This is a genomic window from Aliisedimentitalea scapharcae (assembly GCF_045277565.1).
In the GTDB taxonomy this organism is placed as follows: Bacteria; Pseudomonadota; Alphaproteobacteria; order Rhodobacterales; family Rhodobacteraceae; genus Aliisedimentitalea; species Aliisedimentitalea scapharcae.
The window spans coordinates 3,884,752-3,896,693 of sequence record NZ_CP123584.1; the positions used below are offsets into that span (position 1 = coordinate 3,884,752).

Genomic DNA, 11,942 nt, shown 5'->3' on the forward strand with positions numbered 1-11,942 from the left:
GTGATAGCCCCAATGTATCACGCCACGCTTGTTTCCAAGTCGCAAACGATCCTCGACAAAACCTTTGTATTATCCAACCTGTGCCCCCTTCTTGCCCAGATTTGAGGTCAAACAAGACTCAGATCAGAAGAAATCGAGGACGTGCAGATGGACCGACTGACTGAAATGGAAGCCTTTGCCAATGTGGTGGACCAAGGTGGATTCACCGACGCGGCAAAAAAGATGGGGATTTCCAAATCCGCAGTCTCCAAACATGTGTCGTCACTCGAAGCTCGACTGGGTGCCCGCCTGCTGAACCGAACCACCCGCCGGGTAAGCCCGACTGAAATCGGTCTGGCCTATTATGACCGGGCGCGTCGGGTGTTGAACGACGCCGGAGAAGCAGATGCCCTGGTCACGTCGATGCAATCCGCACCTTCGGGATTGTTGCGGATTTCGGTCGCCACCGACTTTGGTGTCAATCATCTGTCCCCGGTGCTGTCCGAATTCCTGTCAGACTTCCCCGATATTACCGTCAACATGGTATTGAACAATCGCTACGTCGAACTGATTTCCGAAGGGTTCGATATGGCTGTGCGGATCGGTGAGCTGGAAGACAGCTCGTTGAGAGCGCGCAAGCTGACAGAAACCAACAAACGGATGATCGCCAGCCCGGCCTATTTCGAAAAATACGGACGTCCACAAAAGATCGACGACCTGAATGAACACAAGCTTCTGCATTATTCGAACCAGTCCAGCGGCAACGTCTGGAAACTGACCGCCCCATCGGGTGAGAAACGCCAGGTTCGAACGGCCGGATGGCTTAGCGTCAACGATGGTCAATCGCTTCTCAACGCGGCGATTTCCGGCCTCGGGATCGCGTATCTTCCCAGCTATCTCTACGCCGACGCGCTGGAACAAGGGCTGGTTGAAGACGCAATGCCGTCTTTGCCGCTGGAGACCCAAGGGATCTATGCCGTGTACCCGCCGGGCCGGTTTACCCAGCCAAAGGTTCGCGCCTTTATCGATTTTCTCATACACGCTTTTGCCGAAAAGGGTCCGACCGATTGGTAAGGTCGCTCCCATCTGTTTCCCTTGGCAAACACCTGCCCCCGAATACATGTTCGGGGGTTTTTTCTTGCCCGGCATTCACCAAGCCAAGGTCGTTCCAACGGCCTTATTGCTCCAACAGAACCGCTTCGACACGGCGATTTGTCTTCTGCCCATCCGGAATCAGATTCGACGCCACCGGAGCCAGATAACCGACCCCTTCAGCTTCAAGCCGACCGTCATCAATCGCATATTGACGAACCAACCTGTCCTTGACCGCCGCTGCCCGCTTGCGGGACAAGACGATATTGTCCTGCAGGCTGCCGACATTGTCCGTATGTCCAACCAGATACAGACGGTACTGTTCATTCTCCTTCAGGAACGCAGCCAACAGCGACAGCGACGTCGGATTGCCGTCTGCCAATTGCGTCGCCCCGGTCCCAAAATCCAGATCGTCCAGCACCACATGCCCGTCCGCCAACAACCGCGCGACCAGATCACCGATCTGCGCCTCAGGTTGCGGCATGATGTCTTGGGCGGATGGACCAGATTGGGCTTCGGTCTGAGTACCAACAGCGGGCTTTGCCACACTGTCCCGGTGGCGGGGGCCGACTTCTATGATCTGAACATAGTTCGACGACCCTGCCCGACTGACCAGGATGGTAACAGTCTCCTCGTCACCCCGCGCTGCGGACACAAATCGATAATCGCCGATATCGACGATCATGTCCGGCGCTGGGATCACTTCGATTCCAAAACGGAAATCAAATCCGCCACAGGCCCGGTCCGCGCAGTCAAGAACAATGCGATACCCATCGGCCTGCAGCTGACGGCGCAACGGATCCAACAATTGCAACGTCGTGCTGGCCGCGCCATCCACCCGCCAACTGCGACGTTCAACGCGACCTTCCAAAGTCCGGCTTGGCACCTGCCCGGATGCAAAGACACCAATCGGCAACGCGTAACTGTCAAAAACGCTGATCCGTTCGCTGACATCCTGTGCATTGTCCGGCAACATCCAGTCTGCCGCCAGAACAGGTCCGGCCAACATCACCGAACAGGCTATTCCCAGCGCGCCCCTCACCGGTGTTGGGCGTGATATTCGTCGTTGGGGACCATGGCTGTCGCGCTCGCCACCCGGTTCGACATGTTGTAGAAACCAGCCACATTCGCAATGTCCCAGATATCACGATCGCTGAACCCCACGTCGCGCAAACCCTGGCGATGGTGTTCTTCGATCTCGGCGCTGGCAACGGTCATTTTGGCGGCAAAATCCAACATCGCACGCTGGCGCGCATCCAGAGGTGCAACGCGGTAATTCATCACCAGCATTTCGCCCAGCTTGGGATCGCCTGACAATTGCCGCACAGCCGCCCCATGCGCCACAAGGCAATAAAAGCATTTGTTGATGGACGACACCACCACGGCGATCATCTCGCGCTCCAGCTTGCTCAACCCGCTGGGTGCCAGCATCAGGTCGTTGTACATCCCGGTAAAGGCGTTCAGCTTGGCAATATCAAACGCGTTCGCCTTGAGCACATTGGGCACCATGCCCAGCTTTTCCACGCAGATATCAAAATACTTCTGTGTCTCTTCGGGCAGCGGATCCACCATAGGCAGGTCCAGGGCAGTCGGCCGGGTCTGATCAGTCATCTTGGTCACTTTCAATTGGATTTATGACGATAGTGATACTGTCCCACGCAGGTCATCCCCAGGGAAGTGTAAAGCCCATTGGCCCCATCGTTACGTTTCGTACAAATCACCGACAGTGTCTGTGCGCCATTGTCCACAGCCCAAATGGCCGCCTGACGCATCATCCAGGCCCCCATGCCCTGTCGGCGTTGATGCGGCAGGATTTCCAGAGCGTGCACCATCGCAATATCGCCATGAATGGCGCAAAACCCGGTCCCCGCCGGTTTGTCACGATGACGCCCCAGCAACGCGATCTTGGGGCCCTGGGCACGGTCCATGATTGCCTGACGTTCAGCGCCGATACCACCGCTGTTCCAGATTTCCCGACAGATCTGCAACGGCTCCCAGACCGCAAAGGTCGTGACCCGCGGAATCACGACATCGGTCAGCTGAGCGGCTGGGCAGGCCCAGATATTGACCGGATCAAGAACCGCATACCCCAGCGTCTCCAACTGTGTGTCAAACCCATCCTGACCGTCGCGGATCATGAACTTTGGGGATTGCCCCATGTCCCGCATGGCCTGTTCGGCCTCGGCAATCTCCTGGTCGCTCGCCTGTTCAGCCTCAAGCGTTGCCGCCGATACCCGTGAACCACCGCCCTGCCCTTCACGCAGGCGAAACGGGCCTGACATTGAAAACCCGGCTGCGGGCCATGTGGCATCTACCACTTCGTAATAACGCGGATCGGTGGTCACTGGTCGATCTCCTTGGCCAATTGGGTCATGGCGGCATCAATGCGGGTCCCATCCGTGCCGCGCACGACGATGTTCGCCCCATAGGCCCCGTCTTTCTGGAACGGGTAGCACCCAATGGAAAGGTCCGAAAACGTCGCGGCCAGCGCCGAAAGCGTTGCAGCAATATCCCCTTCGCCCCGCATCACGCGCAGCGTCTGGGACAGCACCGGTTGCCCCCCGGCCAATCCCGGCAACACACTGGCCACCATGGCCTGAAACACAGACGGCACTCCGGCCATGACATGCACATTGGCGATGGTGAACCCCGGAGCCGCCGAAACCGGGTTGTCGATCAGCGCTGCACCATCCGGAATACGCGCCATACGCAGGCGGGCTTCGTTCAGCTCGGTCCCCATGGTGTCGTAATGGGCCTGAAGGATCGCGCGCGCATCGTCACGCACGTCAAGACGCGCATCAAAAGCCTGGGCAATACAATCGGCGGTAATGTCGTCATGGGTCGGCCCGATACCGCCGCTGGTAAAGACATGATTGTATCCCTGCGACAAGGCCCGCGTCGCCGCAATGATCGCCGCTGCGTCATCGCTGACAATCCGGACTTCCTTTAACTCGATACCGTGTTTGGTCAATTCGCCAGCCAAAAAATGCATATTGGCATCCCGGGTGCGCCCCGACAGGATTTCGTCGCCAATAACCAACATGGCTGCGGTCGGGTTTGTCTCCGTCGGGTTTGTCATCATCGGGTTTGTCATCATCGCGTTTGTCATGGCAAAACTCCATTCAAATGCAGGTCTTGAACCCGCGTTTCAGCAGGTATAGGCCAGTGCACATGCGCTTTGAAACCCCTCTTGTCCCCGCCCGGCTGATCCGCCGCTATAAACGGTTTCTGGCCGATTGCACGCTGGAAGACGGGCGAGAGATCACCGCCCATTGTGCCAATCCCGGATCCATGATGGGGCTGGCCGCGCCGCACACCAAAGTATGGCTGGAACCCAATGACGACCCCAAGAAGAAGCTGAAATTCGGCTGGCGGCTGGTGGATCACGAAAACGGTCATTTTACCGGGGTCGATACATCCGTGCCCAACCGGGCACTCAAAGCTGCGTTGGAGGCGCGCCAAATTCCGACATTGGCCGCCTATTCCCATGTGCGGGCCGAGGTCAAATACGGAGAGAACAGCCGGATCGACTTTCTGCTGAGCGCTGATGGCCTGCCTGATTGTTATGTCGAAGTCAAAAGCGTCACCCTGTCGCGACAACCCGGTCTGGCCGAATTTCCCGACAGCGTCACCGCGCGCGGCACCAAACACCTGGGCGAATTGGCGGCCATGGTGGACCAGGGCCACAGGGCCATGATGCTGTATCTGGTGCAGCGCACGGACTGCGAGCGCTTTGCTCTGGCTGCAGATATCGACCCGGCCTATGCGCAGGCGTTTGACACCGCGGCCTCCCACGGCGTCGAACGTTTGATCCACACCACCCGCATAACCCCCGAGGGTGTCGAGGTCGGTCCGGAACTGCCTGCGGCCTGACTTCGCGCAGGCATCACCCCCTCTGGCCCTTTTGATCAAGACGTCTTACATATGGCCCGAAACACAACGCGAGCTTGACCCCCCGTGATCTTGACCCCAGTGATGGAGCGCATCTTGAAAAAAGCAGACCGTGGCCGCATGACCAAGGACGGCATCCGTATTTACGAGCAGGCCGATTTTGAAGGCATGCATGTGGCGGGTGCCCTGGCGGCACAAATCCTGGATGACATTGCGCCACATGTGTTTGTCGGACAGACCACGGGTGAAATCGACCGGATCATCACCCAGATGGTCGACGATGCCGGTGCGACATCTGCCACCATCGGCTATAAAGGCTATCAACACGGCAGCTGCATTTCGCTCAACCATGTGGTTTGCCACGGCATTCCCGGCGATAAAAAGCTGAAGGATGGAGACATTCTGAACATCGACGTCACCGTGATTGTCGATGGCTGGTTCGGCGATACCAGCCGCATGTATGTGGCGGGAAAACTGCCGCGCAAAGCCGAACGGCTGATTCAGATCACCCATGATGCGCTGATGAAGGGCATCGAGGTGGTCAAGCCGGGCAACACCTTTGGCGACATTGGCCATGCGATCCAGGCCTATGTCGAATCGCATCGCATGAGCGTTGTCCGCGATTTCTGCGGCCACGGACTGGGACGGGTGTTCCATGCGCCTCCCAATGTTCTACATTATGGCCGTCCGGGCACCGGTCCGGTTCTGGAAGAAGGCATGTTCTTTACCATCGAACCGATGGTGAACCTGGGCCGTCCGGAAACCAAGGTCCTGGCCGACGACTGGACCGCCGTCACCCGCGACAAGTCTCTGTCAGCGCAGTTTGAACATTCGGTTGGCGTCACAAGCGATGGTGTGGAGATCTTTACCCTGTCTCCAGGCGGGCGATTTCATCCGACATATGGGTGAAATCGGATTGAGATCGCCGGGGGCGCTGCCCCCGGACCCCCGAGGTATTTTTGACCAGAAAGAAGCAGGAGACGTGGCGTTAAAGTCCGATGAGGCGCGCAACGTCTGACATGTCCCGGATCACTTCGGCCCCTTGGTCGCTGAGTGTTTCGGCCGGCGTGATCGCAGCATAGCCGAGGCACCGCATCCCCGCGCGTGCCGCGGCCAGAGCGCCGGTCGGGCTGTCTTCGATCACCAGGCAGTCCCGCGCCTGAACATTGAAATGACTGGCCGCCGCAAGAAACAGGCCTGGGTCCGGCTTGGACATGCCCAGCGCATGAGCCGAGAACATAGCGTGATGGAACCGCTGCCACAGACCATTCTGTCCCAGGGTGATCTGCATCTTGTGCTCGCTGCCATTGGACGCCACGCATGTCGGTATACCGGCCCGGTCCAAGGTCTGAAGCAACTCTGGAATACCGGGGATCAGATCGACGCCGTTTTCCAGTGCCGCATAAGTTTCCTGATAGACTTCGTCGATCCAACCGTCGTGCAAGTCGGCACCAAGGTTTCTGGCCTTGTCCATCACCCCGGTCATTGTCGAGCCAACAAACAGGGACATGCTGCCAGCCAGATCAAGGTTCAGACCATACCGCGCCAAATTGTCAACAAGCGCCTGATTTGAAATGGTTTCGCTATCGACCAGCACCCCGTCACAGTCAAAGATCACCAGCGCAGGGGTCGGGGTGGTTTGTGGCATCGCGGGGGTGTCCTGAAGATGGGGTGATCGAAAAACCCAGCATGACATCAGCCCTGGTCAGACGCAAACCCCGGATCGGCGGCCTGCCGCGCGCCACGTTTCAATCCGAAATAGTGCGCCACATCAGCGTGATATGGGTATCGCCATATTTACGGCTGTCATGCGGTTCGAACCCTGGAGGGGCAACCATCGGTGCGTTTTCCTCCCATACCACCAACGCGTCATCGCCGATCCAGCCCCCTGTCATTGCCGCTTGCAGGGCTTTTTGCCCCATCCCTTTGCCATAGGGGGGATCAAGGAAGACCAGATCATAGGGCGCATCCGGATTCGGCCCCAGCCGGGTGGCATCCCTGCGGGCCAACTCTGTCTGATCACCAGCGCGACAGACGTCGATATTCTTGCGGATCAATCCGGTTGCAGCCCGCCCATCATCGACAAAAGTGACTGATTCTGCCCCCCGCGACAACGCTTCGAGTCCAAGCGCCCCGGTTCCGGCAAACAGATCCAGAACCCGGGCACCGGGAATGGCCCCCGTGTGCATCAGCACGTTGAACAGGCTTTCGCGGACCCGGTCGGTGGTGGGACGCAGATGTGCACCTGCATCCCCCTTGCCCACCGAGGCCAACGCGCGGCCGCGGAACTGACCGGCAATGATCCTCACGCGCGCAGGAGCGGCTTTAGGTCAGCCGAAGGGTCTGCGACCACGGTCTTGTCTGCGGTTTTACCAGTGTCGATCAGACGTTTGGCCACCATATAGGCGCGCGGATCGTTCATCGCATCCACGGCGACCAGCTTGTCCCCGGTGTAATACCAGAACGAAACCGTCTGACCTTCGCCTTGACGGGTGATCACATTGTCATAGCCGGTGTTCAGCCCCGCGATCTGCAGTTTGACGTCATACTGATCCGACCAGAACCAGGGAGTTGCAACATAGTCCTTGTCAGCACCCAGCATGTTGGCGGCCACGATTTCAGCCTGGTCGATGGCGTTGGGCACGCTCTCCAGACGGATCCGACCGCCCTGATATGGGAAAGAAGCACAATCGCCAGCTGCCCAGATCGACGCATCCGAGGTCCGCCCCCGAGAATCCGTCTGAATGCCGTTTTCCAGCGTGACGCCAGCCAGTTCTGCCAGCTGTGTGGCCGGCATAATACCGACACCAGCAATGACAAAATCCACATCCAGCTCAGACCCGTCGCTCAGAACGGCACCCGTGACTTTGCCATCTGTGCCAACCAGATGGCCCAGCCCCACGCCTTCGCGGATGGTCACACCGCGGTCGCTGTGCAGCGCACGAAAGTAATCCGAGGTTTCAGGCGCGGCCACCCGCTGCAGAATGCGGTCAGCCATTTCCACCAACGTCACCTGCACGCCACGTTTGGCACACACGGCGGCCGCTTCCAGACCGATATAGCCGCCACCGACGATCAGCGCCCGGGCCCCTTCGGTCACGGCCGGGGCCATGGCATCGACATCCCCCAACCCGCGCACCACATGAACGCCGTTCAGATCGCCACCGATGGCTGCCGGCAGATGGCGCGGATCCGACCCGGTGGTCAGAGCCAGCTGATCATAGTTGATCACTTGGTCCCCGACGCTCACGGTTTTGGCAGCGGCGTCAATTGCGGTTACCGGCTGACCCAGCTTCAGAGTGATGTTGTTGTCGTCATAAAAGCTTTGCGGACGGAGATAGAGACGCTCGACCTCCATTTCGCCCAGCAGATACGCCTTGGACAACGGTGGTCGCTGATAGGGCAGCGCCTGTTCGGCACCAATCAGGGTAATGTCTCCGTCAAATCCGTCTTTGCGCAGCTTGGCGACCAAAGAAGATCCTGCCTGCCCGGCTCCGATCACGACGATGTGGCTCATGTCCTTCTTGCCTCCCAACAAAAATGTGGTCACGGTTTCGCCGGACCCTATATGCGGCTTGTACCAAAACGCAATTGTTAGAAGGACGACATGCGATGATTTCTGTGGGAAACTCCCTTCCGGATGCCGAATTGACCGTAATGGGCAGCTCAGGCCCCGAGACGGTGCGGATTTCGGAAAAGACCAGCGGTAGAAAGGTGGCGATTTTCGCGGTCCCAGGTGCATTTACCCCCACCTGTCATTCGGCACATGTACCCAGTTTCATCAGAACCAAGGATCAATTTACCGCAAAGGGTGTGGACGAGATCATCTGTGTGTCGGTCAATGACCCCTTCGTCATGGCAACCTGGGGAGAGGTCACAGGCGCGACAGCCGCCGGAATCACCATGTTGGCGGACGCCGGCAGCAGTTTTACCGAAGCACTGGGTATGCGATTCGACGCACCGCCTGCCGGATTGATCGGGCGGTCTCAGCGGTTTGCGATGCTGGTCGAGGACGGTGTCGTGACGGTGCTGAACATGGAGAAAGGCCCCGGTGTATGTGACCTGACCGCCGGAGAAGGCCTGTTGGACGCGATGTAACCGGGACCGGGGTACTCCCGCCCGTTTTCGATGACCCTGACGGGACACCGAAACCCGTTGGGCCGGGCCGCGCGCGGGGTTCCCCCACGCGCGGGACGCCCTGGTTCGCGGTCAAGGCACACGATCCTATCGCAGGCTGTCCATCTTGCGGGCCAGCTTGGCGTCCAGGGCGCTCAGCCCGTTTACGTCATGGGTGGTCAAAACCACATCGACCCGATTGTAGACATTGCTCCATTCTGGGTGGTGGTCCCATTTCTCGGCCCAGATCGCCACTTTGGTCATCCAGGCGAATGCATCTACAAAACTCTTGAACTTGAACTGTTTCCAGAGCGCGTCCCGCCCATCAACCATGGCCCAGCCACTGTCAAAAAGTGGACCCAACAGGGGGCCACGGGTTTCTTCGCTTAGCCGTTCGGTCATTCCTGTTCCTCCACTTGCGCTTTTCTGAACGGACCATAGTCGGTCAGGATTTCGATCTCTTCGCTGACCGCGGCGGATTCCGCACGCAGGTATTCAGCGATGGCATCGGCAAATCCGGCGTCCCCGACCCAGTGCAGGCTGTGTGTCTGGGTCGGCAGGTACCCGCGCGCCAGCTTGTGTTCACCTTGCGCACCCGCCTCAACACGGCCCAACCCCAATCGGATCGCCAAATCTATGGCCTGATAATAGCACAATTCAAAGTGCAGGAAGGGATGATGTTCAATGCACCCCCAATATCGGCCAAACAGCGTCTCGCGTCCGATGAAATTCAACGCCCCCGCCACGTATTCTCCGTTGCGGCGCGCCAGTACCAGCGCCATATCGTCCGCCATCGTCTCCTGAGCCAGATCAAAGAAATCCCGACTCAGATAGGGCGAGCCCCATTTGCGTGCGCCCGTGTCCTGATAGAACACCCAGAAAGCATCCCAATGTTCAGGGCGCAGATCAGCCCCGCTCAGCACCTGGATTTCACCACCAAACCCCTGTGCCTGGGCCCGTTCCTTGCGGATGTTCTTGCGTTTGCGCGACGACAGGCTGGCCAGGAAATCGTCAAAGTGATCATAGCCGTCGTTTAGCCAGTGAAACTGTTGGCTGATCCGATCCATCAACCCCATCTGCTGGCCGATCTCGGCCTCCTTGGGAGTGCAAAACGTGATGTGCAGCGAGGAGATACGGTTATCAGCAGCCAGTTGGACCGCACCCTGAACCAGAGCCGACTGGCCAATACCTTCGTACCCCGGACGCACCAGGAACCGCCGCCCTGTCGCCGGGGTAAAGGGCACGGCAATTTGCAGCTTGGGATAATATCGCCCCCCGGCCCGCTCATAGGCATGGGCCCAGGAATGATCAAAAATATATTCCCCCTGGCTGTGGCTTTTGGCGTACATGGGCGCGCAGGCGATCAGCATCCCGTCCAGATAGGCCGTCAGGTATTGTGGTTGCCAACCGGTGCCACGTCCCACGGATCCGCTGTTTTCCAACGCGCTCAGAAAACGATGGGTTGTGAACGGATCAAACGGACGCCCGCCATCGACGGTTTCGGGACAGGCGCAGGCATCCCATTCATCGGCCGGGATCTGATCCAGCGATCCCAGTATCTGAATTTCGATCTGCGCCTGATCCATGTCCGCCCCTATGTGTTCCAAGAGTATCTGGGACCAATGCGGTCGGGATCAAGGGTGCTGTTGGGGCACATAGCCCTCAAATGTGATATTGTCGGCCCGTTGGCGCGCTGTGGCTTCGGCCGCAGAGGATTTGACTGTCCAGCACAGAATCGGCACACCGGCCCCGCGCAAGGTTTGAACCCGTTCGCGGTCCAGATCCTCGACCTCGTGACTGATAAAACAGGCCCCGACCCGGTCGAAATCCGGGATCTGACGCAGATGATCACAGACCTCGGGTGACAGCGGCCAATCGCCGGGGATATAGGCGCTGGTGACGATGCCGCGTGGCACATCCGGCAGCAGTTCGGCCATACATGCGACGCTGTGCGGGTTGAATGACATGACGGCCACATCCCCGTCATAGCCGCGCAGCGCGGCGGCTGTAGCGGCCTCCAGCGGGCCCACATCGGACCCCATGGCCCCATCCTGATCCTTAAGCTCGACCAGCAGGGGTACCTGACCAGAAACCAGCTCCAGCACTTCGTCAAAGCTGGGAATGCCTTCGCCGTCACCGCCAGAAAGGGCAATGCGCGCGGCCTGTTCAGCCGTATGTTGGCGGATCACCCCATCAGCACCTGTCAGACGCCCCAGACCATAGTCATGAAAGACCATGGCCTGGTTGTCTGCAGTCAGCTGCAAATCAATCTCGATTCCATAGCCAGCCGCGATCGCCGCGCGGATGGCCGCGCGACTGTTTTCAGGTCGCCCCTGCGCCACATCATGAAAGGCGCGATGCGCGATCGGAGCCGCCAGAAAAGACGCAGGGAGAACCTGGGTCATTTGACCTGGAACACACCGTCGATTTCAACAGCCACGCCCAACGGCAGTGACGGAGAACTGACCGCCGACCGCGCGTGACGGCCCGCGTCCCCAAGAGCTTCGACCAGAAAATCGGACGCCCCGTTGATCACCATTGGCTGTTGGGTGAAATCGGCCGTCGAGTTGACGAAACCACCCAGCTTGACCACCTTGACCAGCCGATCCAGATCGCCATCACAGGCGGCCTTGACCTGGGCCAGCAACGCAATGGCACAGCGCTTGGCCGCGGCGGCACCTGTCTGGACGTCCATGTCAGCGCCCAACGTGCCGGTGATCAATCCGTTTTCGTCCGCGGAAATCTGACCAGAGACATAGACGGTATCCCCAACCTTGACCCACGGTACATAATTGGCCGCAGGTGCGGGCGCATCGGGCAATGTGACACCCAGTTCCTTCAGTTTCGCTTCAAAGCCCATAAGA

General features: G+C 58.9%; 15 protein-coding genes. 4 read left to right on the forward strand and 11 right to left on the reverse strand.

The window, feature by feature from the left end; translation table 11 throughout:
* The first annotated feature begins 147 nt into the window (after window positions 1–147).
* Entirely contained in the window at window positions 148–1,053 is a 906-nt protein-coding gene (locus QEZ52_RS18035) for a LysR family transcriptional regulator (protein WP_406645865.1), read from the forward strand.
* Window positions 1,054–1,156: 103 nt separating this feature from the next.
* On the opposite strand, the gene QEZ52_RS18040 is transcribed toward QEZ52_RS18035, so the two are convergent.
* From QEZ52_RS18040 to QEZ52_RS18055, 4 genes are read right to left on the reverse strand one after another with little or no spacing between them, the layout of a single operon-like run.
* A complete protein-coding gene (locus QEZ52_RS18040; RefSeq protein ID WP_406650550.1) occupies window positions 1,157–2,080 on the reverse strand; it encodes an OmpA family protein in 924 nt (307 codons plus the stop codon).
* Window positions 2,081–2,109: 29 nt separating this feature from the next.
* Window positions 2,110–2,682 carry a peroxidase-related enzyme gene (locus QEZ52_RS18045; RefSeq protein WP_406645866.1) on the reverse strand — a complete coding sequence of 191 codons (573 nt, stop codon included), beginning with the start codon at window positions 2,680–2,682 and terminating at the stop codon, window positions 2,110–2,112.
* An 11-nt stretch (window positions 2,683–2,693) separates the two neighbouring features.
* Window positions 2,694–3,416, reverse strand: coding sequence for a GNAT family N-acetyltransferase (locus QEZ52_RS18050; protein ID WP_406645867.1), 723 nt, complete (start codon window positions 3,414–3,416; stop codon window positions 2,694–2,696).
* On the reverse strand, window positions 3,413–4,180 hold the full coding sequence (locus QEZ52_RS18055) for a competence/damage-inducible protein A (RefSeq protein ID WP_406645868.1): 768 nt from the start codon (window positions 4,178–4,180) through the stop codon (window positions 3,413–3,415). Before QEZ52_RS18055 ends, QEZ52_RS18050 begins: the two co-directional genes overlap by 4 nt.
* Before the next feature lie 62 nt (window positions 4,181–4,242).
* On the opposite strand from QEZ52_RS18055, the gene sfsA reads away from it, so the two are divergent.
* Together sfsA and map are read left to right on the forward strand one after the other, a co-directional pair.
* Complete coding sequence (sfsA, locus tag QEZ52_RS18060; RefSeq protein ID WP_406645869.1) at window positions 4,243–4,944, forward strand: DNA/RNA nuclease SfsA; 702 nt, start codon at window positions 4,243–4,245, stop codon at window positions 4,942–4,944.
* Window positions 4,945–5,082: 138 nt separating this feature from the next.
* Window positions 5,083–5,871 (forward strand): type I methionyl aminopeptidase, encoded by a 789-nt coding sequence (gene map, locus QEZ52_RS18065; RefSeq protein ID WP_406650553.1) that lies wholly within the window; start codon window positions 5,083–5,085, stop codon window positions 5,869–5,871.
* A 79-nt stretch (window positions 5,872–5,950) separates the two neighbouring features.
* Here the strand turns inward: map and QEZ52_RS18070 are convergent, their stop codons facing one another.
* The 3 genes from QEZ52_RS18070 to QEZ52_RS18080 form a co-directional block, all read right to left on the reverse strand.
* Complete coding sequence (locus tag QEZ52_RS18070) at window positions 5,951–6,610, reverse strand: HAD family hydrolase (RefSeq protein WP_406645870.1); 660 nt, start codon at window positions 6,608–6,610, stop codon at window positions 5,951–5,953.
* A gap of 100 nt (window positions 6,611–6,710) precedes the next feature.
* Entirely contained in the window at window positions 6,711–7,271 is a 561-nt protein-coding gene (gene rsmD / locus QEZ52_RS18075; protein ID WP_406645871.1) for a 16S rRNA (guanine(966)-N(2))-methyltransferase RsmD, read from the reverse strand.
* Complete coding sequence (locus QEZ52_RS18080; RefSeq protein WP_406650555.1) at window positions 7,268–8,479, reverse strand: NAD(P)/FAD-dependent oxidoreductase; 1,212 nt, start codon at window positions 8,477–8,479, stop codon at window positions 7,268–7,270. Before QEZ52_RS18080 ends, rsmD begins: the two co-directional genes overlap by 4 nt.
* Window positions 8,480–8,574: 95 nt before the next feature.
* On the opposite strand from QEZ52_RS18080, the gene QEZ52_RS18085 reads away from it, so the two are divergent.
* On the forward strand, window positions 8,575–9,060 hold the full coding sequence (locus tag QEZ52_RS18085; protein WP_406645872.1) for a peroxiredoxin: 486 nt from the start codon (window positions 8,575–8,577) through the stop codon (window positions 9,058–9,060).
* A 126-nt stretch (window positions 9,061–9,186) separates the two neighbouring features.
* On the opposite strand, the gene QEZ52_RS18090 is transcribed toward QEZ52_RS18085, so the two are convergent.
* Genes QEZ52_RS18090 through QEZ52_RS18105 form a run of 4 tightly spaced genes read right to left on the reverse strand, consistent with a single transcriptional unit; the run spans window position 9,187 to window position 11,938 of the window.
* Entirely contained in the window at window positions 9,187–9,480 is a 294-nt protein-coding gene (locus QEZ52_RS18090; RefSeq protein WP_406645873.1) for a 4a-hydroxytetrahydrobiopterin dehydratase, read from the reverse strand.
* The gene (locus QEZ52_RS18095) at window positions 9,477–10,664 is read right to left on the reverse strand and encodes a GNAT family N-acetyltransferase (protein WP_406645874.1); all 1,188 of its coding nucleotides are present in this window, start codon (window positions 10,662–10,664) and stop codon (window positions 9,477–9,479) included. Before QEZ52_RS18095 ends, QEZ52_RS18090 begins: the two co-directional genes overlap by 4 nt.
* Before the next feature lie 48 nt (window positions 10,665–10,712).
* Entirely contained in the window at window positions 10,713–11,483 is a 771-nt protein-coding gene (locus tag QEZ52_RS18100; RefSeq protein ID WP_406645875.1) for a glycerophosphodiester phosphodiesterase family protein, read from the reverse strand.
* On the reverse strand, window positions 11,480–11,938 hold the full coding sequence (locus QEZ52_RS18105) for a RidA family protein (RefSeq protein ID WP_406645876.1): 459 nt from the start codon (window positions 11,936–11,938) through the stop codon (window positions 11,480–11,482). The genes QEZ52_RS18100 and QEZ52_RS18105 overlap by 4 nt, the downstream gene beginning before the upstream one ends.
* Window positions 11,939–11,942: the final 4 nt, after the last annotated feature.